Origin of the sequence: Streptomyces sp. NPDC088554, assembly GCF_044752945.1 — a bacterium.
Classification (GTDB): domain Bacteria; phylum Actinomycetota; class Actinomycetes; order Streptomycetales; family Streptomycetaceae; genus Streptomyces.
Genome location: NZ_JBIVMF010000030.1, coordinates 1 through 25,313, shown reverse-complemented (window position 1 = coordinate 25,313; position 25,313 = coordinate 1). Strand labels below are relative to the sequence as shown.

The window sequence follows — 25,313 nt, the reverse complement described above, 5'->3', positions numbered from 1 at the left end:
ACCCGGGGCGAAACCCCCGGGGCGGGACAATTCCCCCGCCGAGGAGGGGAACCACCGGGTATCGAGGCGTCCAGCGCCCCGATACCCGCGTACTTTGATGGGCAACGCCAGCCGCTGAGGGAGCAGTCTTGGCACGGAATATCGGCAGCCGGTACACCGCCCATCAGATTCTGGGGCGGGGCAGCGCCGGCACGGTGTGGCTCGGTGAGGGACCCGAGGGTGCCGTCGCCATCAAACTCCTGCGCGAGGACCTCGCGTCCGACCAGGAGCTGGTGGGGCGCTTCGTCCAGGAGCGCACCGCCCTGCTCGGCCTCGACCACCCCCGGGTGGTCGCCGTCCATGACCTCGTCGTGGACGGCAACGACCTGGCGCTCGTCATGGAACTGGTCCGGGGTACGGATCTGCGCACCCGCCTCGACCGCGAGCGCAGGCTCGCCCCCGAGGCCGCGGTCGCGATCGTCGCCGACGTCGCGGACGGGCTCGCCGCCGCGCACGCCGCCGGGATCGTCCACCGCGACGTCAAGCCGGAGAACATCCTGCTGGACATGGAGGGCCCGCTCGGCCCCGGCGGGTCGCACCCCGCACTGCTCACCGACTTCGGCGTCGCCAAGCTGATCGACACCCCCCGGCGCACCAAGGCGTCCAGGATCATCGGGACCCCCGACTACCTGGCGCCCGAGATCGTCGAGGGCCTGCCGCCGCGCGCGGCCGTCGACATCTACGCGCTGGCCACCGTCCTGTACGAGCTGCTGGCCGGCTTCACACCGTTCGGCGGCGGCCACCCCGGCGCCGTACTGCGCAGGCATGTCACCGAGACCGTCGTCCCGCTGCCCGGCATCCCCGAGGAGCTGTGGCAGCTCCTCGTCCAGTGCCTGGCGAAGGCCCCCGCCTCCCGGCTGCGCGCCTCCGAGCTGGCGGCCAGGCTCCGCGAGCAGCTCCCCGGACTCGCGGGCATCCCGCCGCTCGACGTGGACGAGCCCGAGGGGGAGCCCACCGAGCAGCCGTACGAGGACCCGGGCACCGCCACCCCCGACGCACCCCGCCGCAGGGGCGCCGTCCCGCTCGTCCCCGGCGCGGCCCCGGACTCCAACCGGGACACGCATACGAGCATGCGGGTCCCGGCCCCCGACGAACTGGCCGGCGGCGCCCGGGGCACCGCCCGAGCCCCCCGCTCCGCGGGCCAGCGCCGCCCCGGCTCGGCCCGCCACAAGGCGGAGGCGGTGCGCAAACGCCGTATCACCCTGGCGGTCCTCACGATCCTGCTGCTCGCGGCCCTGGGCGCGGCCGGCTGGCTGGCCGGGGGCGGTTTCTTCGCCTAGGGCCCGGCTCTCCCACGGTTCCGGAGAGCCGGGCGAACCGAGCCTTCAAAGAACACGCGTTAGGCTGGGCCCGTGGCAGTCGTCGATGTATCCGAAGAGTTGAAGTCCCTCTCCTCGACCATGGGGTCGATCGAGGCCGTCCTGGACCTCGACAAGCTGAGGGCCGACATCGCCCTGCTGGAGGAGCAGGCAGCCGTCCCGTCCCTCTGGGACGACCCGGAGGCGGCGCAGAAGATCACCAGCAAGCTGTCGCATCTCCAGGCGGAGGTCCGCAAGACCGAGGCGCTGCGCGGGCGCATCGACGACCTGGGCGTGATGTTCGAGCTGGCGGAGGACGAGGCCGACGCCGACGCCCTCGCCGAGGCCGAGGCCGAGCTGGTGTCCGTGCGCAAGGCGCTGGACGAGATGGAGGTCCGCACCCTCCTCTCCGGCGAGTACGACGAGCGCGAGGCCCTGGTCAACATCCGCGCCGAGGCGGGCGGCGTCGACGCCGCCGACTTCGCCGAGCAGCTCCAGCGCATGTATCTGCGCTGGGCCGAGCGGCACGGCTACGGCACCGAGGTGTACGAGACGTCGTACGCGGAGGAGGCCGGCATCAAGTCGACCACCTTCGTCGTCAAGGCGCCGTACGCGTACGGCACGCTCTCCGTGGAGCAGGGCACGCACCGGCTGGTCCGTATCTCGCCCTTCGACAACCAGGGCCGTCGCCAGACCTCCTTCGCGGGTGTCGAGGTCCTTCCGGTCGTGGAGTCCAGCGACCACGTCGAGATCGACGAGACCGAGCTGCGCGTGGATGTGTACCGCGCTTCGGGCCCCGGCGGGCAGGGCGTCAACACGACGGACTCCGCGGTCCGTATCACGCATATTCCGACCGGCATTGTCGTTTCCTGTCAGAACGAGCGCTCCCAGATCCAGAACAAGGCGAGCGCCATGAACGTCCTCCAGGCGAAGCTGCTCGAACGCCGCCGCCAGGAGGAGCAGGCCGCGATGGACGCCCTCAAGGGCGACGGCGGCAACTCCTGGGGAAACCAGATGCGTTCGTATGTTCTGCACCCTTACCAGATGGTCAAGGACCTGCGTACCGAGTTCGAAGTCGGTAACCCGCAGGGCGTACTCGACGGGGAGATCGACGGTTTCCTGGAAGCCGGAATTCGCTGGCGTAAGCAGCGGGAGCGGTAAATTCACGCTTTGTCGACAAGGGAACTGCCGCCCTCGGGGTGGCAGTTCCCTTTTATGTCACAGTTGCATCCTCCCAGGTCGGGCAAGTGTCGCGATTGCGGACATCGCGCGCGCAACGACCTTGACGGGTTTTTGAAAAACCGTAACCCTGACGCTTGGCACGCGTAATTCCGGGACGCGTGGAACCGGGGGCGGAGCAACAGAACCCCCAGCGGCCGTGATCCCGGAACGCTGCACCACATGACGAATGAGCTACTGGGGGTAGCAACCAGATGACCAAGAAGACGCGGATGCGCGTGGCTCGTATCGCGGCCGGCGCGGTGATCGCCGCGGGTGCTTCGCTGACGATCGCGGGCGTTGCTCAGGCTGTTTCCGTCAATGACACCTCGGTGATCGGCGAGATCGGCGGTAACACGACCACGGACGGTGGCACCACCACCGACGGCGGTACGACGGGCGGCGACAACACGATCGTCGGATCGACTCAGGGTGCTACTGACGGCGGTACGACGACCGAGGGTGGTACGACGACGGACGGTGGCACGACCACCGACGGTGGCACCACGACCGAGGGTGGTACGACGACGGACGGCGGTACCACGACGGACGGTGGCACCACGACCGATGGCGGTACCACGACGGACGGTGGCACGACCACCGACGGCGGGACCACCACCGACGGTGGTACCACCACGGACGGTGGCACCACGACCGATGGCGGTACGACGACCGAGGGTGGTACGACGACGGACGGCGGCACGACCACCGACGGTGGCACCACGACCGAGGGTGGTACGACGACGGACGGCGGGACCACCACGGACGGTGGCACCACCACCGACGGCGGCACCGGCGCGGCCGGTGCCTCCACGGGTGGGGACACCGCTTCCACCGGTGGCAGCGCGCTCACCACGGGCGGCACCGGCACGGAGACCGACAGTGTCGGTTCCCAGCCGGTGCAGCAGGGCGTGGTCAAGGAGGAGCTGGCCGAGACCGGCGCAGCCGAGACCACGTACCTGCTGCTCGGTGCCGCGACCATGATCGCGGGTGGCATCGGCTTCCGGATGCTGCCGCGTCTGGTCGCCGGTGGCCGTACCGCCGCCTAGACACGTACGCCACGTACATCAGGTACGTAAGGAAGGGCCCGGTCGCAAGATCTCAGCGACCGGGCCCTTTCCGGCTCGGTGTGCGGGACACGGCGCCCGGCGTACCGAGTGTGTCCGATGTCACGTTTAGGCGGGCTGGTGGGCTGCCGCCAGCGCTACCGTCGCCACGAACAGGACAAGCAGCGCAAGCAGTGTCAGCAGCGCCGCCGGGGTCAGGCCACCCAGGGGGCCCTGCTGCTGGAGACGCTCCCTGTTGGCGCGGCATACGCGGCATCTGCCCTCGGCGACCGGGCCCGCGCAGTTGGCGCACACCAGTCGGTCGTAGGTCATGCGCATTCCTCCTCACCGCGCGGCGGAGCCGCTGTCAATGTCACTCCGCTCAACGCTCGGGGGAACTCGGCCGTTCCCCCACTCCACTGTGCCAGTTTCCGGAGCGTTCGGCTCGCGTGGCCGAATTCCGGCCGAACGGCCCTGGCCGGTGTCCCCCGCGTATCCGTGATAAATCGCCCAAGCGGGTCCCCGGCCCGGGGGACAACGGCGGACGCGGACTGCGCGGGTCAGTCGCGTTCGCGTAAGGTCTCGCTCACCTACTCCCGGCCGACCGTGGTGCATCCCCGTGATTCGATTCGACAACGTCTCCAAGACCTACCCGAAGCAGAACCGCCCCGCCCTGCGCGATGTCTCCCTCGAAATCGAGAAGGGGGAGTTCGTCTTCCTGGTCGGCTCGTCCGGCTCCGGCAAGTCGACCTTCCTCCGGCTGCTCCTGCGCGAAGAGCGCACCAGCACCGGTATGGTGCACGTCCTCGGAAAGGATCTCGCGCGCCTGTCGAACTGGAAGGTGCCGCAGATGCGCCGTCAGCTCGGCACGGTCTTCCAGGATTTCCGGCTGCTGCCGAACAAGACCGTCGCGCAGAACGTGGCGTTCGCGCAGGAGGTCATCGGCAAGCCGCGCGGTGAGATCCGCAAGGCCGTTCCCCAGGTCCTCGACCTCGTCGGTCTCGGCGGCAAGGAGGACCGGATGCCCGGCGAGCTGTCCGGTGGTGAGCAGCAGCGCGTCGCCATCGCGCGGGCGTTCGTCAACCGCCCGATGCTGCTGATCGCGGACGAGCCGACCGGCAACCTCGACCCGCAGACCTCCGTGGGCATCATGAAGCTCCTGGACCGCATCAACCGCACCGGTACCACTGTGGTGATGGCGACCCACGACCAGAACATCGTCGACCAGATGCGCAAGCGCGTGATCGAGCTCGAAGGCGGCCGTCTGGTCCGCGACCAGGCGCGCGGCGTCTACGGCTATCAGCACTGAACGCCGAGCATTGAGTATCAAAAGCTGAAAGGACGCCATGCGCGCCCAGTTCGTCATGTCGGAGATCGGCGTCGGTCTCCGCCGTAATCTCACGATGACTTTCGCGGTCGTCGTCTCGGTGGCCCTCTCGCTCGCCCTGTTCGGCGGCGCGCTGCTCATGAGTGAGCAGGTCAGCGTGATGAAGGACTATTGGTACGACAAGGTCAACGTATCGATCTTCCTCTGCAACAAGAACGACGCGTCGACCGCGCCCAAATGTGTCAAGGGCGCGGCCACCGGCCAGCAGAGGGATCAGATCGAGACCGATCTGAAGAAGATGGACATTGTCGAGAGCGTCCATTACGAGACGTCCGACGAAGCGTTCAAGCATTACAAGGAGCGGTACAGCGACAGCCCCATCGCCGCCACCATCACCCCGGACCAGATGCCGGAGTCCTTCCGCGTCAAGCTCAAGAACCCCGAGAAGTACAAGGTGGTGGCGACGGCCTTCGCGGGCCGGGACGGGGTGGAATCCGTCCAGGACCAACGGAACATCCTCCAGAACCTCTTCGATCTGATGAGCGGTATGAGAATCGCCGCGCTCTGTGTGATGGCGCTGATGCTGGTGATCGCGTTGATGCTGATCGTGAACACCGTGCGGGTGTCGGCGTTCAGCAGACGGCGGGAGACCGGGATCATGCGGCTGGTCGGCGCGTCCAGCTTCTACATCCAGATGCCGTTCATCATGGAGGCGGCGTTCGCCGGACTGATCGGTGGCGCGGTCGCCTGTGGACTGCTGCTGGTGGGGCGGTACTTCCTGATCGACCACGGGCTCGCGCTCTCCGAGAAGATGCAACTGGTCAACTTCATCGGCTGGGACGCGGTGCTCGCCAAGCTTCCGCTGGTGCTCGCGATCGGTCTGCTGATGCCCGCCATTGCCGCTTTCATCGCGCTGCGCAAGTACCTCAGGGTGTGACGAGCGCCCTTGGCGTGCTGTCGACAAGCACCGTTCGGCCGTCCGGCGTTGTCCTACACTCAACGCCATGTCGGGCTCCGAGTCATACCGAAGACCCCGTGGCTTAGGCCGCGGGGCGGTCCTGACCTTGGTCTTCGCGAGCGTGCTCGCCACGGCCGCGGCGACCGACTCCCTGCCGCACAGCGAGGAGAAGACGCCCCGGCCCCCCGTCAGTTCGGCCGGTCCGGCCGGCTCGACGGCCGACCGCGAGGAGGTCGCCAGGGCGGCCGCCGAGGCCATGGCGGACGGCAAGTCCGGCACGGAGGCGGCGGAGGAGGTCGTCAGCCGCAGCGGCGACCGCTGGGGCGCGGTCTACGACAAGCGGGAGTACGAGGAGTTCCGGCAGGCCCTCGACGGCGAGTACACCGGCGTCGGCCTCTGGGCCAGGCGCACCGCGGGCGGCCTGGTCGAGGTCACCCGCGTCCAGGCCGCGGGCCCCGCGCGGAAGGCAGGTATCGGCCCCGGTGACATCATCAGGTCGATCGACGGTACGAGCGTGGCCAAGCGGCCCGTCACCGAGGTCATGGCGCTCCTGCGCGGCGACAGGGGCAGCGCGGAGGACGCGAGCGGCGCGAGCGGCGCGGGCTCCGGCTCCGCCGTCGGTACGGAGGTCGCGCTCGTCGTCGAACGGGACGGTGAGCGCCGGACGGTGAGCGTGCGCCGGGCCAGGATCGGTACGGAATCGGTGACGGTCGACGCGATCGGCGGCGGCGCGCGGCAGATCAAGGTCAGCGCGTTCACCAAGGGATCGGGCGAGCGGGTACGGAACGCGGTGAAGGACGCCCCGAGGGGCGCCGGTGTCCTGCTGGACCTGCGGGGCAACGCCGGAGGGCTGGTCACCGAGGCGGTCACCGCCGCCTCCGCGTTCCTCGACGGCGGCCTGGTCGCCACGTACGACGTGAGGGGCGAGCAGCGCGCCCTCTACGCGGACCGGGGCGGGGACACCGGCCGGCCCGTGGTGGTGCTGGTCGACGGCGGCACGATGAGCGCGGCCGAACTGCTCACGGGCGCCCTCCAGGACCGGGGCCGGTCCGTCACCGTCGGGTCGCGGACCTTCGGCAAGGGCTCCGTCCAGATGCCGAGCAGTCTCCCCGACGGTTCCGTCGCCGAGTTGACGGTCGGCCACTACTCCACGCCGGCCGGACACGGGGTGGACGGCCGGGGCGTCACCCCGGATCTGCTGGTCGGCAAGCGCGCCCAGGAGCGGGCCAGGACGGTGCTGAGCGGGCTCGGGGGCACAGAGTAAAGGAGTTGCGCCGGGGTGCGAAAATGGCGGGACTATGGCTAAGGAAACAGGGCGCAAACTGATCGCGCAGAACAAGAAGGCGCGGCACGACTACCTCATTCTCGACACCTATGAGTGCGGTCTTGTGCTGACGGGCACCGAGGTGAAGTCCCTGCGCCAGGGCCGGGCCTCACTGGCGGACGGCTTCGTCCAGATCGACGGGCACGAGGCATGGCTGCACAACGTGCACGTGCCCGAGTACAGCCAGGGCACCTGGACCAATCACACCGCGCGCCGCAAGCGGAAGCTGCTGATGCACCGGGCGGAGATCGACAAGCTGGAATCGAAGTCCCAGGAGTCGGGTCATACGATCGTGCCGCTGGTCCTGTACTTCAAGGACGGCCGGGCGAAGATCGAGATCGCGCTGGCGAAGGGCAAGAAGGAGTACGACAAGCGTCAGACGCTCCGCGAGAAGCAGGACCGCCGGGAGACGGACCGCGCGATCTCGGCGGCGAAGCGGCGCCAGCGCGGCTGAGTACGACCGGAGCCCGCCCGGCCCGGGAGGCCGCGGGGCTGTTGGGGCGGCGGGGGTTGTGGCGGGGGTAATGCGCTGGCCCTGCCGGGCATGGGTCACGTACGATGGGTACCGCACCTCACAGCGGGTGCGCGTAGTCCGTCCGGGCAGTTTTCGAGGGGCGTTTTCTCGGGGATCCGGACACATTTGAAAAAACAACATGGGGATGATCGGTTTCGACAGCGGATGTCGAAGCAGGGGAAGCGAGCCGAGGAAGCGGCAATGATCTCGTTAACCATATGTCGCAAACTATAATCGCCAATTCCAAGCGCGATTCCTCCACCTTCGCCCTCGCTGCCTAATTAGCAGCTAGCGAAGACTCCGTGGAGTGTCAGCCCGGGGGTGTTCCCGACCCGGTTCCTGGCATCAATAAGGGAACTAAACCTCTGAGTCCGGTCACGGGTCGCAGAGGGAAATCAAACAGTGACTGAGCCCGTCGGAGACTTGTCCGTGAGATTTCCGGGGCCGAGAAAAACGTAACGGACTGCGCTCGGAGAAGCCCTGGTTCCGCACCGTTGGACGCGGGTTCGATTCCCGCCATCTCCACAATTCCCATGTTATGTACGACGACGAAGGCCCCACCGCTCAGGCGGTGGGGCCTTCGTCGTCGTGTGCCCGGTCCCCAAAGGTCCGGAACATACCTCAAGATCGTAGCTTGTCAGGTCCCTGCCCTGAATGTGAATCGCCGGGGTAACTGGGAACGTTCACAGAGTCGTTCTCTCTATCACCGTCACCGCATTGATGCGTGGCAACGCGGAAAGCGGAACTTCGCGGTCTTCGGCGTGCGCTACATTCTTGGTCCGGGTGCAGTGTGGTAAGGGGGCGCTCGGTTCGGGTGGGGACCCGGCCGGCGATAAGTTCCGACCAGCTGCGATACGCCCATTTGTCATAAATGGTGGGGGAAGTGCGTCCTGCGTGGATAACTGGCGAGAAAATGCCCGAACCGGGCATATGCATGAGCCGAACGACGTCACCGTCGAATTGGACGGTCTAGGACGTCAGCTGTCCGAACTGCCCGCCGGGGCACGTCCCGGCGCGGCGTCGGCGGCGGTGCGGGAAGCCGGGCCCGAGGGGTCCGAAGGGCCGGTGTTCGTCGACGAGACCGGCCGCAGGAGCAGGAAGCTCCGCAGGGCGGGCTGGGTCGTCGCCCTCGCCTGTGCCTGTTACGCGGTGACGGTGGTGGCCGCCCTGATCGGGGGCGACTCCAACGCCCCGTGGCTCCCGATACCGGGCCTCGCGGACAAGAGGAAGACCGACACCGTCGAGATACAGCCGGCGGCCACGGTCAGCGAGGGCCCCTCCGAGAGCCCCGAACCGACCGCCGAACCCACGGCGACGGAGACCGACGAGGTCGTACCCCGGAGCACGGGCGCTGTCGCCACGGGCGCCACGGGTCTGCCCGTCCTGGTGGTTCCGGTCCCCGAGATACCGCCCGAGGCTCCGGCCGTCGCGGATCCGGACCCCGCCCCGGTGATCCCGACCGACCCCGGCGTGGACCCCGGAGTGGACCCCGGCGGCACCGGCGCCCCGCCTACCGAGACCGAGACGCCGACCGAGCCGACCGAGCCGACCGCGCCCACCTCGGTCGAGCCCAGCCCGCCCGCCGAGTCCCCCATGGATCCTGTTGTCGGCCAGCCCTGGCCCTGGCCCTGGCCGTGGAAGGCGCAAGCTGAATGACTCCCACCGGCAGGCGGGCCCGTAAGCGGAATCGCGGGCGCGCCAGGCGGCGCAGGCTGCCCATGCGTCTTCTGGTGCCCTCTCTCATCCTTGTCGCGCTGCTCGCGATGCTCATGCTGCGCGGCTATGTCCACAGCGAGATCCTGGCCGATCACCGGGTCCGGCCCCCGGCCCCGACCGACCAGGTGCCCGACCACATCCTCAGCGGCGGCCCGGTCGTCGACGCGCGCGGCTCCGGTGAGGCCGAGGGGCTGAGCATCCCCGACCGCAAACTCGTCCTGACCTTCGACGACGGGCCCGACCCGGAGTGGACCCCCAAGGTCCTGGACGAGTTGAAGAAGTACGACGCCCACGGGGTCTTCTTCGTCACCGGCACCATGGCCTCCCGCTATCCGGCGCTGGTCGAACGCATGGTGGACGAGGGCCACGAGCTGGGCCTGCACACCTTCAACCACCCCGACCTCTCGTACCAGACCCGGTCCCGCATCGACTGGGAGATGTCGCAGAACCAGCTGGCGCTGGCGGGCGCGGCCGGGATCCGCTCGTCGCTCTTCCGGCCGCCGTACTCCTCGTTCTCGGGCGCCATGGACAACAAGTCCTGGCCGGTCACGCGGTACATCGGGCGCCTCGGCTACATCACCGTGCTCAACAACACCGACAGCGAGGACTGGAAGCGCCCCGGGGTGGAGGCGATCCTCAAGCGGGCCACGCCCAAGGGCACCAAGGGCTCCATCGTGCTGATGCACGACTCCGGCGGCGACCGCTCGCAGACCGTCGAGGCGCTCGGCCGCTTCCTGCCCGACATGCAGAAGCGCGGCTACACCTTCAGCAACCTCACCGAGGCGCTCGGCGCCCCCAGCGCCCACACCCCGGTCACCGGACCCGACCTGTGGAAGGGCAAGGCATGGGTCGGCGCCGTCGCGCTCTCGGAGAATGTCACCGGGGTCCTGGTCGTCGGCCTCTCCGTGATCGGCTTCCTGGTCATCACCCGGTTCGGCCTGATGCTGCTGCTCTCCTTCGCCCACGCGCGCAAGGTCCGCCGCCGCGACTTCAGCTGGGGCCGTACGGTCACCGAACCGGTCACGGTGCTGGTGCCGGCGTACAACGAACGCGAGTGCATCACCAACACGGTGAACTCGCTGATGGAGAGCGACCATCCCATCGAGGTCATCGTCATCGACGACGGCTCGACCGACGGGACCGCCGACCTCGTCGAGAAGCTCTGGCTGCCCAACGTCTATGTCGTACGGCAGCCCAACTCCGGCAAGCCCGCCGCGCTCAACAACGGCATCGCGCACGCCGGCCACGACATCGTCGTGATGATGGACGGCGACACCGTCTTCGAGAAGTCCACCGTCCGCGAACTGGTCCAGCCCTTCGGCGACCCGCGCGTCGGCGCCGTCGCCGGAAACGCCAAGGTCGGCAACCGCGACAGCCTCATCGGGGCCTGGCAGCACATCGAGTACGTGATGGGCTTCAACCTCGACCGCCGTATGTACGACACGCTCGGCTGCATGCCCACCATCCCCGGAGCGGTGGGCGCCTTCCGGCGGGAGGCGCTGAAGCGGGTCGGCGGGATGAGCGAGGACACCCTCGCCGAGGACACCGACATCACCATGGCCATCCACCGCGACGGCTGGCGCGTCGTCTACGCCGAGCGCGCCCGCGCCTGGACCGAGGCGCCCGAGTCCGTACAGCAGCTGTGGTCCCAGCGCTACCGCTGGAGCTACGGCACGATGCAGGCGATCTGGAAGCACCGGGGCGCCCTCGTCGAGCGCGGCCCCTCCGGCCGCTTCGGCCGGGTCGGGCTGCCGTTGGTCTCGCTGTTCATGGTGCTGGCACCCCTGCTGGCGCCGCTGATCGATGTCTTCCTGCTGTACGGCCTCGTCTTCGGCCCCACCATGAAGACCGTCGTCGCCTGGCTCGGCGTCCTGCTCATCCAGGTTGTCTGCGCGGCGTACGCCTTCCGGCTCGACGGCGAGAGCCCGAAGTATCTGATCTCGCTGCCACTCCAACAGATCCTCTACCGGCAACTCATGTACGTGGTGCTGCTCCAGTCCTGGATCACCGCTCTCACGGGCGGCCGGCTGCGCTGGCAGAAGCTGCGCCGTACGGGAGTGGTGGAGGCGCCGGGCTCCGTCCCGAGCCCGCGGGACAAGTCCGCCGGGAAGACCTCGGACAGCGACCGGAGGCCCGTCGCGTGAGCGGCTATTCCGTTGGTACGGGTACGGGTGGTGCCGGCGTGGGTGCGGGTGCCGGTGCGGGTGCCGGTGCGGGGCACGGTGTGCGGGGGTACGTCACCGAACCGGCGGCCGAGCCCGCGCCGCCCGCCGGGACCGTCGCGCCCGCCGGGGGGCCGCCCGGCCGTGACCGCTATCTGGATCTGCTGCGCGCGGTCGCGCTGGTCCGGGTCGTGGTCTTCCACATCTTCGGCTGGGCCTGGCTGACGATCGTCTTCCCGTCCATGGGCGTGATGTTCGCGCTGGCCGGATCGCTGATGGCCCGGTCGCTGTCGAAGCGGACCCCGTGGAGCGTCATCCGCGGCAGGCTGCGGCGACTGCTGCCGCCGATGTGGGCGTTCGGGCTGGTCGTCGTACCCCTGATGTTCGCGATGGGGTGGAAGCCGGTCGGGGAGGAGGGGGTGTGGTGGTTCCTCAAGCTGGCCAACTACCTCCTACCGATCGGCACTCCGCCGTATCCGTACGAGAACGGCAGCGGGTCCGGCTGGCTGGACACCGCCTGGGCCGAGCAGGCCGCGGGGCCGCTCTGGTACCTCCGCGCGTATCTGTGGTTCGTGCTGCTCTCGCCGCTGCTGCTGCGGGCGTTCCGCCGGCTGCCGTGGGTGACGCTGCTCTTCCCCGTCGCCCTCACGGCCGTCGTCGGTACGGGACTGGTCACCGTCCCCGGCGAGATCGGCCAGGTCATCGGCGACTTCGCGGTCTACGGCGCCTGCTGGATCCTGGGCTTCGCCCACCACGACGGCCTGTTCGAGAAGGTTCCGCGCTACATCACGGTCTCCATGGCGACCTTCTTCATGGCCTTCGCGCTGTGGTGGGCCTCCGGCCATCTCACCGACGAGGGCTGGAACTTCGACGAGATCCCGCTCGCCCAGGCGACCTGGTCGCTCGGCTTCTGCGCGATCCTGCTCCAGTACTCCCCGTCGTGGCGCACGTTCCCGGGCCGGCTGGCTCAGTTCGATTCGGTGATCACCCTCGCCAACAACCGTGCCGTGACGATCTATCTCTGGCACAACCTGCTCATCATGGCGACGATCCCGATCATCGACCAGCTCTGGAACATCCCCGGTATCGACGCGTACGCGGCCCAGTTGGACGCGGCGTACAACGGTCTGGCCCTGGTGCTGGTCTGGCCGCTGATTGCGCTGATGATCCTCGCGATGGGCTGGGTCGAGGACGTGGCGGCCAAACGGCGGCCACGGCTGTGGCCGAACGGTGCGAAGGGGCGCGGCGGTACGGAGGGCGGTGACGGTACGGAGGGCGGCGACGGTGCGAAGGGGCGCGCGGCCGGCTCGTAGCGGATATGACGTCGCCTCAGGACCTTGATATGATCATCGTGTTACTTCGGTTCGCCCCGAAAGAACATGCGTCTGTGGTCCAAGGAAAGACGCCCACCTGCCGGTGGGAAATGTAGGTGCAAGGCCTGCCGGGCGCTCCACACGAGAGGGGCCCTCCTCATGACGAGGAGGGCCCCTCTCGCTGTTGCCCGGCGGTCGTTTTGAGGCGCGGGGGCGGAACGCTACGTATCAACGGTCGGGGACACCGTCCGAGCCCGTCCGTGGAGGCATGATGACTGCCCCGACCACCACCACCGCCGTACGCAAGGGGGACCGCTGGATCGAGCAGTGGGATCCGGAGGACGAGACCTTCTGGCGGCGGACGGGCGAGCGGATCGCCCGGCGCAACCTCCTCCACTCCGTGCTCTGCGAGCACATCGGGTTCTCCATCTGGACCCTGTGGTCGGTCATGGTCCTGTTCATGGGGCCCGAGTACGGCGTCGACCCGGCCGGAAAGTTCTTCCTGATCGCCACGGCGACGGTGGTCGGCGCGCTCGTGCGCGTCCCGTACACCTTCGCCGTCGCGCGGTTCGGCGGGCGGAACTGGACGGTCTTCAGCGCGCTCCTGCTGCTCCTGCCGACCGGGGCCGCGTTCGCCGTGACGGAGCCGGGGACCTCGTACCCGACCTTCCTGCTCGTCGCCGCGCTGACCGGGGTCGGCGGCGGGAACTTCGCCTCGTCGATGACGAACATCAACTCCTTCTTCCCGCTGCGCAGGAAGGGCTGGGCGCTCGGGCTCAACGCGGGCGGCGGCAATCTGGGCGTACCCGCCGTGCAGCTCGCCGGGCTGCTGGTGATCGGGACGGCCGGGGCCGCGCACCCGCGGATCCTGCTGGGGGTGTACCTCCCGCTGATCGTGATCGCCGCGGTGTGCGCCGCGCTGTTCATGGACAATCTCGCGCCGGTGAAGAACGACACGGGCGCGGCGAAGGAGGCCGTGCGGGACCGGCACACCTGGATCATGTCCGTGCTGTACATAGGGACGTTCGGGTCGTTCATCGGATACGGCTTCGCCTTCGGACTGGTCCTCCAGACGCAGTTCGGCCGTACACCGCTCCAGGCCGCCTCCCTGACCTTCCTCGGCCCGCTGCTCGGCTCGCTGGTCCGGCCCGTCGGCGGCATGCTCGCCGACCGTTACGGCGGCGCGCGGATCACCCTGTGGAACTTCGCCGCGATGGCCGCCGCGACCGGTGTGGTCGTCCACGCCTCGGTGATCGAGTCGCTCGACGTCTTCCTCGTCGGGTTCGTCGCGCTGTTCCTGCTGACCGGGCTCGGCAACGGATCGACGTACAAGATGATCCCGGGCATCTTCCACGCCAAGGCGCTGGGCAAGGGGCTGACGGGCGAGGCGGCCGCCGCGTACGGGCGTCGGCTCTCCGGGGCCTCGATGGGGCTTATCGGGGCCGTGGGCGCGCTCGGCGGGCTCGGCATCAACCTCGCCTTTCGGCAGTCCTTCCTGACCTCGGGTACGGGGACCTCGGCGTTCGTCGTGTTCCTGCTCTTCTACGCCGTGTGTTTCTGCCTCACCTGGGCGGTATACCTTCGCAAGGTGCCCGCGCAGGCGGTGTCGGCGGAGGCCGCGCCCAGGATCGGCTATGCCGAGGTGTGAGCGGGCCGGCGCTCCGTACACACAGGGCACTCGGCGTAACAGCGCAGAAATGATGGTGAACCGGGCCTGTCGCCCGTTCTTGGCAGGCTCGGGCTTTCCGGTCAGCAGCAGGGAGAGGCATGGACGGCTCGCAGCACGGTCCTCTGGCGGGTTTCACGATCGGCGTCACCGCCGCCCGGCGCGCCGACGAGCTGGGCACGCTGCTCAAGCGGCGCGGCGGCTCGGTCGTACACGCCCCCGCCCTGCGGATCGTGCAGCTCGCCGATGACGCGGAGCTGCTCTCCGCCACCAAGGAACTGATCGCCCGCGCCCCCGATGTCGTCGTGGCGACGACCGCGATCGGCTTCCGCGGCTGGGTGGAGGCCGCGGACGGCTGGGGGCGCGGCGAGGAGCTCCTCACCTGCCTGCGCGGGGCGGAACTGCTCGCGCGCGGGCCCAAGGTGAAGGGCGCGATCCGGGCCGCCGGGCTCATCGAGGAGTGGTCGCCCACCTCCGAGTCGATGGCCGAGGTCCTCGACCGGCTCCTCGGCGAGGGCGTCGAGGGCCGCCGGGTCGCGCTGCAGCTGCACGGCGAACCGCTGCCCGGTTTTGTGGAGGCGCTACGGGCCGGGGGCGCCGATGTCGTCGTCGTGCCCGTCTACCGCTGGATGCCGCCCGAGGACATCGCCCCCGTGGACCGCCTGATCGACGCGACCGTGGCCCGCGCGGTGGACGCCGTGACCTTCACCAGCGCGCCCGCCGTCGCCTCGCTGCTCGCGCGCGCCGAGGAACGCGGCCGCCTCCCCGACCTGCTCGCCGCCCTGCACCACGACGTCCTGGCGGCCTGCGTCGGGCCCGTCACCGCGCTGCCGCTGCAGACGCGGGGCATCGACACCGTCCAGCCGGAACGCTTCCGGCTGGGCCCGCTCGTACAGGTGCTCTGCCAGGAACTCCCGGCGCGCGCCCGCCCCCTGCCGGTCGCCGGCCACACCCTGGAGATCCGCGGCCACGCGGTCCTGGTCGACGGCGTCCTGCGCCCCGTACCGCCCGCCGGAATGGCCCTGCTGAAGACCCTCGTACGCCGCCCCGGCTGGGTCGTCCCCCGCGCCGAACTCCTCCGCGCCCTCCCCGGCGCGGGCCGCGACGAGCACGCCGTCGAAACCGCCATGGCCCGCCTCCGCACGTCCCTGGGCACCCCCAAACTGATCACCACCGTCGTCAAACGCGGCTACCGCCTGGCCCTGGACCCCTCGGCCTCGGCGGACTCCACGTACGGGGGGTGAGGGGTGAGGGCGCCGCCACGCTGATGGACCGGTTGTCGAACGTACGGGAGTCGGTCGCGTGACCCGCGCGATTTCGATCTCGGACAGGTCCGTCGTCACACCTACAGGAACTACAGGAGATGGTCGGCCTTGCCGGCCTTGATGTCGCGGATCATGGTCCGCAGGGCGTCCTGGCTGTCGGTGAGGAAGCGGTCCTCCTGCCCGGCGACGGCGATGTAGGCGTTGCCGTCGTTGTCGGTGCCTATGCGGAAGCAGTTGGAACTCTCCGCGCAGAACGGCTCTTCCCAGTTGATGTCGGTCACGATCCGTCTCCTGTCAGTTGCGTCAGTTGCGGCTGATGGCGAGTATGAAGTCCCGTGACGCGACCGGACCGAGCGAGGCGCCCCGCATCCAGTCCAGTTGTGAGCGGTACTTGTCGAGCTGCTCGGGTACGTGGGTGAACAGCGGCCCATGAGCGGAGTCCAGCTGGATCGTGTCCAGTTGGGGCACGACGCCCTCCGCGAGGAGCAACGCCTGTCCGGCGCCGGGAAATCCCCCGGCCGCGTTGGGGACCACTCGTACTTCCACGTTGTCCCGCTCGCTCACCTCGCACAGGTGATTTAGCTGGGTACGCATGATCTTCGCTCCGCCGAACTCGATGCGCAGGGCCGCCTCGTGGATGTACGCGGTGTACGTGATCGGGTGTTCCCGATGGAGTACCTGCTGACGTTGCATCCGTAGGGCGACCCGGAGTTCGACCGCATGGGCCGACAGGGGCGGCAGCGCCGCGTTCCCCACCGCGCGGATGTAACCGTCCGTCTGGAGCAGACCGGGGATGTGAAGGAAGACGCCTGCCCGGACGGTCGTGGCGTGCCATTCCAGCTCGGTGATGTCGAGCAGCCCCATCGGGAGTTGACCGCGATAGGTCTCCCACCAGTCCTTGTTCCTGCTGCCCGCCATGTCGGCCAGCGCGTCGACGTACGGGCGGTCCTGGCAGCCGTAGCTGTCGGCCAGGGTCCGCACCCGCTCCGGTGTGATGACGCGGACGCCGGACTCGATGTTCGAGATCTTCATACGGTCCAGCCCGAGCAGTCCGGCCGCGAACTCGGTGGTCTTCTTCGTGCTCAGCCGTATGGCGCGCAGCTCGGCGCCGAGTCGCTTCTGACGCGCGGTGGGTGTGTTTCTCGGCGGCATGTATCGCTTCCTCCGGCCGGTGTCGGGCGTCAGTCTGCCTGCCCAGGGTCGCCTTGGTCCACTCGAATGAGGGCAATTTAGTGATGTGGATGGTAATTGCCACCATGGGATGCGTACCTTCAGTAGCGCGTCGCTCACGCACGGCGAGATGGAAGTGCATCGCGCGGGCCTGCCCGTTGCCCTCCTGCCCCGGAGGGGCGGGCCCGCGCAGGGGAGACAAGGCCACCGCGCGCCGTGCGTACACCGCATCCGTTGCTCTGTGAAGGAGTTGCCATGACTGGGTTCAATCACTTGCGCGCGTCCGCCGACCCCATGCGTTGGACGCAGTGCCCGCCCCCGCCGCCCGATATCGATGACCCCTGCCCCGGGAACCTCGCCTACGGCCTCACTCTGCCGTCGGCCCTGGTGTCACCCGCCATCGCCCGCGAAACAGCGGAACTTGTCCTGGACGCCCACGGCTTCGGTGATCTCAGCGGTGCCGCGCTCCGTGTCGTTCACGAACTGGCCGTCTACGCCTGCCACTTCACCCCCGGCGGCCAGGACGTCCACCTCACCCTGCGCTACCGCGACCACGGCCTCCGTATCGCCGTCTACGACACCCACCGGCCGCACACCCACCCCCGCCTCGCGGAAGCCTGCACCAACCGCCGCCACGCCCAACTCCGCGATCTGCCCCGCCTGGCCGAAACCCACGAGGGCGCCTGGGGGATCGAGACCATCGATTACCCCGGTGCGGCTACTCGTACCTGGTTCACGCTCGCGCACACTCCGGATGAAGCTGTCTGACGGGCTGCGGCGTGCGTGCCCTGTGCGGTACGTGCCCCTGGCTCCGTGGAGATGGTACGCGGGGGCGGGCGGTGGTGGCACGGTGGCCCCGGCCCAGATGCTCTCCACCGATGGTTCCTGGAGCGGAGCTCAGCTCACCCACCGGGGGGACTGGACCCGAGGACGGATACGAGGACCTGGTGGCCAGGCACGCCGACGGGACGGTGCGGCTGTACTCCAATGACGGCCTCGGCCAGGTGAGCGCGGTCACGCGGAAGAGCGTGAGCGTCTTCGAGGACCCGGAGACAGGCGTGCCGACCGATATCTCCAAGGCCCGGCAGATCGTCTCCCTCGGTGATCTCTCGCCCGGTACCGATGGCTCCACGCCGGATTTCATGGCCGTCATCGGTGACCAGCTCTGGTTCCTGCCCGGTTATACGGGTGGCACCCTGGAATCCGGTTATCCGATCGGCGACAGCGGCTGGGCCAACAAGACCCTGGTCGCGCCCGGCGACATGGACGGCGACGGACTGACCGACCTGCTGGCCAGGGACACCTCCAACGGTCAGGTCTGGCTGTACCGGGGCAAGGCGCTCGACATGGACCTGGAGAGCGAACCCGGTACCGATCCCGCCTCGCTCGGCGACGCGGCCAACCGTGTCCAGTTCGCGACCGGTTGGACCGTCGCCGCCCGGCCGCTGATCACCGCGCCCGGTGATGTGAACGGTGACGGGGTGCCGGATCTGTGGTCCACGACGGCCAGTGCGACGGCGGGACTTGAGTTTCTGCCGGGGCGGGGGAGAGGCGTCGGGGCGGCTGTTGTCGTGGGCACCGGGGGGTGGCAGGCGGTCAGGGCCATCGCCTGACGTACGGATCGACTCGCCTCGGCCGGGGTCCGGACTCTGTCCGGGGCCCGGCCGGGGTGCGTTTGCGGGGGTGCGGGGGTGCTCGTTGTTGGCTTGTGGGGCTTTGGTGGGTGGCTGATAGGCGCCGGTTTGGTGGTGGGCGGGGGGCTGGGGATGGGGTGGGGGTGGTGCGCGGTGGGGGGTGGGGTGGTGTGGTGCGGGGTGGGGGTGCGCGGGCGGCTCCGGGGTGGCCTCGGGGGATGGCGCTGGTTCTGGGGGCGCGGGGTGGTGAGGGCGGCTGTGGCCAGGGGGGCCGTGGGGCGTTGGGCGTTTCTGTGTGCTCCTGTGGGGGTGTGGGGGCGGGGGTGGGGAGGGAACGGGAGAGAGGGATTTCGGGGTGGGGGGTGTTCGGGATGGGGGTGGTCGAGAGGTGGGGTTTCTGTGGGGTGAGGGGGCGTCAGGTGCGTACATCCGTTCTTCAAACGAAAATCGACCACAGTTCTTAGGCGATTTTCGGCCAACTGTGCACGGCGTCTGCGCGGCTTCTGGACATGTCCTCCACATGTCCTTCGCGAGTCCTTCTCGGGGTTCGGATCGGCGCGAACCCGCTCAGGCCACCTGTCCCTTCTTCTAAAAGATCTTGAAAGATTCTTGGCTGGTGTTGAGTGCGGGGCTCGTGGCATCCGTAGTGATGAGGGAGAAGCAGCCAAGAAGGTCTCGACCGGGAGGTTTAGGTGCGCAAGGATGCGGCGGTGGCCGATGACCGCCCTCACCGGGCCCGACACCGGAGCGCGACACACCGCGCCGAAACTCCCGCTACTCCCGCTCCCGACGAGGAGTTGATGCGAGCTCTCTACCGGGAACATGCCGGACCGCTGCTCGCCTATGTCATGCGACTCGTCGCGGGTGACCGCCAACGGGCCGAGGACGTTGTGCAGGAGACGTTGATCCGTGCCTGGAAGAACGCCGGACAGCTCAACAGGGCTACCGGCTCTGTCCGACCCTGGCTGGTGACGGTCGCCCGACGCATCGTCATCGACGGACACCGCAGCCGGCAGGCCCGGCCGCAGGAGGTCGATCCGTCACCGCTGGAGGTCATGCCCGCGGAGGACGAGATCGACAAGGCGTTGTGGCTGATGACGCTCTCTGATGCGCTGGAAGATTTGACCCCCGCCCACCGGGAAGTACTCGTGGAGACGTACTTCAAGGGGCGGACGGTCAATGAGGCTGCCGAGACGCTCGGCATACCCAGCGGGACCGTGCGTTCCCGTGTGTTCTACGCACTCCGTTCGATGAAGCTCGCGTTGGAGGAAAGGGGGGTCACGGCATGACCACGCACGAGCAGTACGGACTGGGCGACGAAAGTACTGTGCACGAAGCCGTCGGAGCGTATGTGCTCGGAATTCTGGACGATGCCGAGGCGACGGCCTTCGAGGCGCATCTGGCCGGATGCCGGATCTGCGCCGTCCACCTGGAGGAGTTCTCCGGGATGGAACAAATGCTCGCCATGCTGGGGGATCAGCCCGATTCCCTGGTCTCGCCGATCCAGTCCAACTCGCCCGTCGTGGTGCCCCTGGCACAACTGCCGACGCCCTCCGTCTCCGTACAGCCGAGTCCACAACTGCTCGGCAGGCTGGTCGACGAGGTCGCGGTCAAGCGCGCGAAGCGCAAGCGTCGCGGGCTGTATCTGGTCGCGGCGGCCGCCGTGCTGATCGTCGGGGCTCCGGTGGGGGCGGTCGTCGCCACCTCCGGGAACACCGATACGGGCAACATCGCGCAGCCGCAGACCCCGGCCGACAGTTTCCAGACGATGGCCGGCAAGGTCGAGGCGACGGACCCCACCAGCGGGATCAGCGCCACCGTCGCCACGGTGGACAAGGTGTGGGGCACGGAGACCATGGCGGAGATCAGGAACGTCAAGGGCCCGCTGGATTGCCGGCTGGTCGTCGTCTCCAAGGCCGGTGAACAGCAGGTCATCGGTTCCTGGTCGGTTCCCGAGCGGGGGTACGGCATCCCCGACAGCCCGACGAAGGAGGGCAAGCAGCCGCTCTACGTCCAGGGTGGTACATCCGTCGAAACGAACAACATCGACCACTTCGAGATTCAGACCCTCGACGGCAGCAAGCGGTTGGTGACGATTCCGGGCGCCTGACAGACCCGCTCCCTTCGCGTACGGTTGACGGCTGCCCAACGCACGTCATGAAGGGGGCCTCGGTGGCCGCGCAGGATGCCGCTGTTGAATCGGCTGGACCCGCCGTCGATCCCGCCCGCGACACGGGAAACGACTCCGTACGCGACCGCGAGATCGGCGTCGAACAGCACCATCTCGACCAGGTGTACCGCCGCCTTGAGGAGAAGATCCACGAGGCTGAGTTCCTTATGAGCGACGCCGCCAAACGGGGACAGGTCGGCACCCCGGGAGCCCTGGCCGAGCGGGATGCCCAGGTCTTCCGGGCCGGCATCCACCTCAACCGGCTCAACAACGAGTTCGAGGACTTTCTCTTCGGCCGGATCGACCTCCTCCGGGGGAAGGACGGCAAGAAGGGCCCGGACGGGGCGTACACCTCGGTCGAACCGGCCGACGACGCCATCGCCGACGACCGCACCGCGGGGATCGGCGAGACGCTGCACATCGGCCGTATCGGCGTCCTCGACTCGGACTACTCGCCGCTGGTCATCGACTGGCGCGCGCCCGCAGCCGCGCCGTTCTACCGCGCCACCCCGGTCGATCCGGGGCGGGTCGTACGGCGCCGGGTCATCCGCTCCAAGGGGCGCAGGGTCCTCGGGGTCGAGGACGACCTGATGCGCCCCGAGCTGACCGCCTCGCTGGACGGCACACCGCTGGCCGTCATCGGGGACGGCGCGCTGATGGCCGCGCTCGGCCAGGCACGCAGCCACACCATGCGGGACATCGTCTCCTCGATCCAGGCCGAGCAGGACCTGGTGATCCGGGCCCCCGCCGCCTCCGTGACCGAGGTCTCGGGCGGTCCGGGCACCGGCAAGACCGCCGTGGCGCTGCACCGGGCCGCGTACCTGCTCTACCAGGACCGGCGCCGGTACGCGGGCGGCATCCTGATCGTCTCGCCGACGCCGCTGCTCGTGGCGTACACCGAGGGCGTGCTCCCCTCGCTCGGCGAGGAGGGGCAGGTCGCGATCCGCGCGGTCGGGTCGCTGGTGGACGGCGCGGAGGCCACCGCGTACGACGAACCGGCCGTGGCGCGGATCAAGGGCTCGGCCCGGATGTCGAAGATCCTGCGCAACGCGGCCAGAGGGGCGCTGGAAGGGGCCTGCGGGCCGTCCGGCGCCGCCGGCGCCCGCGGGGGCTCCCCGCGGGGGCGCGGCGGCTCCCAGGGCGGCCAGACGGGTCAGCTGGCCTTCGGGGAGGAGGAAGAGGGCACGGAGGACGACGCCGTACAGCCGTCGGCGGCGGTACGGACCGACCGGCTCCGGGTCGTCGCCTTCGGCCGCAGGCTGGAGCTGGAGGCCGACGAGCTGAACCGGATCCGGCAGTCCGCGCTCAGCGGCACCGCGCCGGTCAACCTGCTCAGACCCCGGGCCCGCAAGCTGCTGCTGGACGCGTTGTGGACGCGGTCGGGATCGGCGGGCCGGCACACCGACCCGGAGCTGGCGGCGGAGCTGCGCTCGTCGTTCGACGAGGACGTCACCGCGGAGGACAGCTTCCTGGAGTTCCTGAACGCCTGGTGGCCCGAGCTGACCCCGCGTGCCGTGCTCGCCGCGATGGCCGACGAGCGGCGGCTCGGCCGCTGGTCCCGGCGCATCCTCAACCAGGGCGAGAGCCGCAGGCTGGCCCGCTCGCTGCGGCGCGTCGGCGCCGACGGCAAGGGGCCGCTCTCCGTCCACGACGTGGCGCTCCTCGACGAGCTGGAGACGGTCCTCGGCGCGCCGCCGCGCCGGCGCAGGCGCCGCGACCTCGATCCCCTGGATCAGCTCACCGGCCTGGAGGAGCTGATGCCGCAGCGCGAGGAGTCGCAGCGCGAGCGCGCCGAGCGGCTGGCGGCGGAGCGCACGGAGTACGCGCACGTCATCGTCGACGAGGCGCAGGACCTGACGCCCATGCAGTGGCGGATGGTCGGCCGCCGGGGCCGCCAGGCCACCTGGACCGTCGTCGGTGACGCGGCGCAGTCGTCCTGGTCGGACCCGGACGAGGCGGCCCAGGCCCGTGACGAGGCGCTCGGCACCCGCCCGCGCCGCCGCTTCACGCTGACCGTCAACTACCGCAACCCCGCCGAGATCGCCGCGCTCGCCGCCAAGGTCCTCGCGCTCGCCATGCCCGGCATGGAGTCGCCGCGGGCGGTGCGCTCCACCGGCGTACGGCCACGGTTCGCGACCGTACGGGACGGCGATCTCGCCGGGACGGTACGGGAGGAGGCGCGCCGGCTGCTGGAGCGTGTGGACGGCACCGTGGGCGTCGTCGTCGCCATGCACCGGCGCGAGCAGGCGGCGCGCTGGCTGGCCGGGCTGGGCGACCGGGTGGTGGCGCTGGGCAGCCTGGAGGCCAAGGGGCTGGAGTACGACGCGACGGTCGTGGTCTCCCCGGCGGACATCGCGGACGAGTCCCCTGCGGGGCTGCGGGTGCTGTACGTGGCGCTGACCCGGGCGACACAGCAGCTCACGGTGGTCTCGTCGGCCAAGGACGACCCGGACGCGGACGCGGTGCCCGACCTGCTGCGGGACTGACCTGCTGCGGGACCGATCGCGGGCCGGCCGGGGGCGGGGGAGCGGAGAGGGAGCGTGAGGTGGCTCACGGGTCAACTCGTGGGTCAACTTGCGGCGGAGGAATCACTTTCCGGGGTGGTTTGTTAGCCTGGGTGTGGCACCGACCCGATCCAAGCCCCCGGGCCCAACCTTCGTCGCTTCGAGCGACCACTTGCCGCGAGGCGAGCATGGCGGGTCGGTGCCGCTTTCTTCCCCGCCCGGTCTTCTCCGCCCGGCGGTTGTACGTTCAGCGGGCCTTCACCTCTCGTCGGTGGGGGCCTGCTTCCGTGTGGGCGGGCGAGCCGCCCGACAGTGCCCCGCACGGGCCGCTGTGGTGAACTATCTCGAAATGTGGAAAATACTTTCCACCAATGGCCCTCTTTACCTGCTACCCGCAGGTAGGTGCGACCATCTGAATGTCTCTTCGGTCCAGCGGGCCGGACGAGGCCGGCAATGTGGCTAGGGAAAGAAGAGGAACACGGTCATGGCAACGGCGCCCAGCGTCTCGTACTCGATGACGGTCAGGCTGGAGGTGCCCGCGAGCGGTACAGCGGTCTCCCAGCTGACCACGGCCGTGGAATCCTCCGGTGGCTCGGTGACCGGTCTGGACGTGACCGCTTCCGGCCACGAGAAGCTGCGGATCGATGTCACCATCGCCGCCAGCTCCACCGGCCACGCGGACGAGATCGTCGAACAGCTCCGGGGAATCGAGGGCGTCACCCTCGGAAAGGTCTCCGACCGTACGTTCCTGATGCACCTCGGCGGCAAGATCGAGATGCAGTCCAAGCATCCCATCCGCAACCGTGACGATCTCTCGATGATCTACACGCCGGGTGTGGCCCGGGTCTGCATGGCCATCGCGGAGAACCCCGAGGACGCCCGCCGGCTGACCATCAAGCGCAACTCCGTGGCGGTCGTCACGGACGGCTCCGCCGTCCTCGGCCTGGGCAACATCGGCCCGATGGCCGCGCTGCCCGTCATGGAGGGCAAGGCGGCCCTCTTCAAGCGCTTCGCCGGCATCGACGCCTGGCCGATCTGCCTGGACACCCAGGACAGCGACGCCATCGTCGAGATCGTCAAGGCGATCGCCCCCGGCTTCGCGGGCATCAACCTGGAGGACATCTCCGCGCCCCGCTGCTTCGAGATCGAGGCGCGGCTGCGCGAGGCCCTCGACATCCCCGTCTTCCACGACGACCAGCACGGCACCGCGATCGTGGTGCTGGCCGCGCTGACCAACGCCCTGCGCGTGGTCGACAAGGGCATCGGCGACGTACGGGTCGTGATGTCCGGCGCGGGCGCCGCCGGTACGGCCATCCTGAAGCTCCTGATCGCGGCGGGCGTCAAGCACGCGGTGGTCGCCGACATCCACGGAGTGGTGCACGCGGGCCGCGCGGACCTGGTCGAGGCCGCCCCCGGGACACCGCTGCGTTGGATCGCCGACAACACCAACCCCGAGGGCGTCACCGGCACCCTGAAGGAGGCCGTGGTCGACGCGGACGTCTTCATCGGTGTCTCGGCCCCGAACGTCCTCGACGGCACCGATGTCGCCGCCATGGCCGACAAGGCGATCGTCTTCGCACTCGCCAACCCGGACCCCGAGGTCGACCCGGCCATCGCCCGCGAGACGGCCGCCGTGGTGGCCACGGGACGCTCCGACTTCCCCAACCAGATCAACAACGTGCTGGTCTTCCCCGGCGTCTTCCGCGGTCTGCTGGACGCCCAGTCCCGTACGGTCAACACGGAGATGATGCTCGCGGCCGCGGCCGCGCTCGCGAACGTCGTCGGCGAGAACGAGCTGAACCCGAACTACATCGTGCCGTCCGTCTTCAACGACAAGGTCGCGGGAGCGGTGGCGGGCGCGGTGCGCGAGGCCGCGAAGGCGGCGGGCTAGTCACAAGGCCGTGAAGTTTGCGGGTTGGGTTGGGTTGTCAAGGGCCTGCGGGCGCGAGGATTTCGATGCGGGTGGTGGCTTTGTAGCTGGTCCGGTCG

At 69.3% G+C, this 25,313-nt stretch carries 21 protein-coding genes and 1 other RNA gene; 19 read left to right on the top strand and 3 right to left on the bottom strand.

Annotated elements, in window-relative coordinates:
- Positions 1–128: 128 nt before the first annotated feature.
- From ACIP8W_RS27575 to ACIP8W_RS27565, 3 genes are all read left to right on the top strand, one after another.
- Positions 129–1,319 carry a serine/threonine-protein kinase gene (locus ACIP8W_RS27575; protein ID WP_402205035.1) on the top strand — a complete coding sequence of 397 codons (1,191 nt, stop codon included), beginning with the start codon at positions 129–131 and terminating at the stop codon, positions 1,317–1,319.
- A gap of 72 nt (positions 1,320–1,391) precedes the next feature.
- Entirely contained in the window at positions 1,392–2,498 is a 1,107-nt protein-coding gene (gene prfB, locus ACIP8W_RS27570; RefSeq protein WP_401952225.1) for a peptide chain release factor 2, read from the top strand.
- A 272-nt stretch (positions 2,499–2,770) separates the two neighbouring features.
- Positions 2,771–3,604: a hypothetical protein gene (locus ACIP8W_RS27565; protein WP_402205034.1), complete on the top strand. Its 834-nt coding sequence runs from the start codon at positions 2,771–2,773 to the stop codon at positions 3,602–3,604.
- 126 nt (positions 3,605–3,730) lie between these two features.
- On the opposite strand, the gene ACIP8W_RS27560 is transcribed toward ACIP8W_RS27565, so the two are convergent.
- Complete coding sequence (locus tag ACIP8W_RS27560) at positions 3,731–3,934, bottom strand: hypothetical protein (RefSeq protein WP_401952230.1); 204 nt, start codon at positions 3,932–3,934, stop codon at positions 3,731–3,733.
- A 286-nt stretch (positions 3,935–4,220) separates the two neighbouring features.
- Here ACIP8W_RS27560 and ftsE point away from each other — a divergent pair, with 286 nt between their 5' ends.
- From ftsE to ACIP8W_RS27510, 10 genes are all read left to right on the top strand, one after another.
- Positions 4,221–4,910 carry a cell division ATP-binding protein FtsE gene (ftsE, locus tag ACIP8W_RS27555; protein WP_401952232.1) on the top strand — a complete coding sequence of 230 codons (690 nt, stop codon included), beginning with the start codon at positions 4,221–4,223 and terminating at the stop codon, positions 4,908–4,910.
- Positions 4,911–4,947: 37 nt separating this feature from the next.
- Positions 4,948–5,865 (top strand): permease-like cell division protein FtsX, encoded by a 918-nt coding sequence (ftsX, locus tag ACIP8W_RS27550; RefSeq protein ID WP_402205032.1) that lies wholly within the window; start codon positions 4,948–4,950, stop codon positions 5,863–5,865.
- 67 nt (positions 5,866–5,932) lie between these two features.
- On the top strand, positions 5,933–7,150 hold the full coding sequence (locus tag ACIP8W_RS27545) for a S41 family peptidase (RefSeq protein ID WP_402205030.1): 1,218 nt from the start codon (positions 5,933–5,935) through the stop codon (positions 7,148–7,150).
- Between the two features lie 34 nt (positions 7,151–7,184).
- The gene (gene smpB / locus ACIP8W_RS27540) at positions 7,185–7,664 is read left to right on the top strand and encodes an SsrA-binding protein SmpB (protein WP_401952241.1); all 480 of its coding nucleotides are present in this window, start codon (positions 7,185–7,187) and stop codon (positions 7,662–7,664) included.
- A 201-nt stretch (positions 7,665–7,865) separates the two neighbouring features.
- Positions 7,866–8,252: a transfer-messenger RNA gene (ssrA, locus tag ACIP8W_RS27535) on the top strand.
- A 402-nt stretch (positions 8,253–8,654) separates the two neighbouring features.
- Positions 8,655–9,380: a hypothetical protein gene (locus tag ACIP8W_RS27530; protein WP_401952243.1), complete on the top strand. Its 726-nt coding sequence runs from the start codon at positions 8,655–8,657 to the stop codon at positions 9,378–9,380.
- Positions 9,381–9,442: 62 nt separating this feature from the next.
- Complete coding sequence (locus tag ACIP8W_RS27525; RefSeq protein WP_401952246.1) at positions 9,443–11,584, top strand: bifunctional polysaccharide deacetylase/glycosyltransferase family 2 protein; 2,142 nt, start codon at positions 9,443–9,445, stop codon at positions 11,582–11,584.
- A 38-nt stretch (positions 11,585–11,622) separates the two neighbouring features.
- Positions 11,623–12,915 (top strand): acyltransferase, encoded by a 1,293-nt coding sequence (locus tag ACIP8W_RS27520; RefSeq protein WP_402205049.1) that lies wholly within the window; start codon positions 11,623–11,625, stop codon positions 12,913–12,915.
- Positions 12,916–13,183: 268 nt separating this feature from the next.
- A complete protein-coding gene (locus ACIP8W_RS27515) occupies positions 13,184–14,563 on the top strand; it encodes a nitrate/nitrite transporter (RefSeq protein ID WP_401952248.1) in 1,380 nt (459 codons plus the stop codon).
- 119 nt (positions 14,564–14,682) lie between these two features.
- On the top strand, positions 14,683–15,825 hold the full coding sequence (locus tag ACIP8W_RS27510) for a uroporphyrinogen-III synthase (RefSeq protein ID WP_402205027.1): 1,143 nt from the start codon (positions 14,683–14,685) through the stop codon (positions 15,823–15,825).
- A 110-nt stretch (positions 15,826–15,935) separates the two neighbouring features.
- Here the strand turns inward: ACIP8W_RS27510 and ACIP8W_RS27505 are convergent, their stop codons facing one another.
- Complete coding sequence (locus tag ACIP8W_RS27505) at positions 15,936–16,127, bottom strand: hypothetical protein (RefSeq protein WP_401952252.1); 192 nt, start codon at positions 16,125–16,127, stop codon at positions 15,936–15,938.
- A gap of 22 nt (positions 16,128–16,149) precedes the next feature.
- On the bottom strand, positions 16,150–16,998 hold the full coding sequence (locus ACIP8W_RS27500) for a helix-turn-helix domain-containing protein (protein WP_401952254.1): 849 nt from the start codon (positions 16,996–16,998) through the stop codon (positions 16,150–16,152).
- A 273-nt stretch (positions 16,999–17,271) separates the two neighbouring features.
- Here ACIP8W_RS27500 and ACIP8W_RS27495 point away from each other — a divergent pair, with 273 nt between their 5' ends.
- The 6 genes from ACIP8W_RS27495 (at position 17,272) to ACIP8W_RS27470 (ending at position 25,215) form a co-directional block, all read left to right on the top strand.
- Positions 17,272–17,784 carry an ATP-binding protein gene (locus ACIP8W_RS27495; RefSeq protein ID WP_401952257.1) on the top strand — a complete coding sequence of 171 codons (513 nt, stop codon included), beginning with the start codon at positions 17,272–17,274 and terminating at the stop codon, positions 17,782–17,784.
- A 179-nt stretch (positions 17,785–17,963) separates the two neighbouring features.
- Entirely contained in the window at positions 17,964–18,629 is a 666-nt protein-coding gene (locus tag ACIP8W_RS27490) for an FG-GAP repeat domain-containing protein (RefSeq protein WP_402205024.1), read from the top strand.
- A gap of 713 nt (positions 18,630–19,342) precedes the next feature.
- Complete coding sequence (locus ACIP8W_RS27485) at positions 19,343–19,939, top strand: sigma-70 family RNA polymerase sigma factor (RefSeq protein ID WP_401952263.1); 597 nt, start codon at positions 19,343–19,345, stop codon at positions 19,937–19,939.
- On the top strand, positions 19,936–20,760 hold the full coding sequence (locus ACIP8W_RS27480; protein ID WP_401952266.1) for an anti-sigma factor family protein: 825 nt from the start codon (positions 19,936–19,938) through the stop codon (positions 20,758–20,760). Before ACIP8W_RS27485 ends, ACIP8W_RS27480 begins: the two co-directional genes overlap by 4 nt.
- Positions 20,761–20,822: 62 nt before the next feature.
- On the top strand, positions 20,823–23,306 hold the full coding sequence (locus ACIP8W_RS27475) for a HelD family protein (RefSeq protein WP_402205021.1): 2,484 nt from the start codon (positions 20,823–20,825) through the stop codon (positions 23,304–23,306).
- Between the two features lie 502 nt (positions 23,307–23,808).
- Positions 23,809–25,215 (top strand): NAD-dependent malic enzyme, encoded by a 1,407-nt coding sequence (locus tag ACIP8W_RS27470; protein WP_401952271.1) that lies wholly within the window; start codon positions 23,809–23,811, stop codon positions 25,213–25,215.
- Positions 25,216–25,313: the final 98 nt, after the last annotated feature.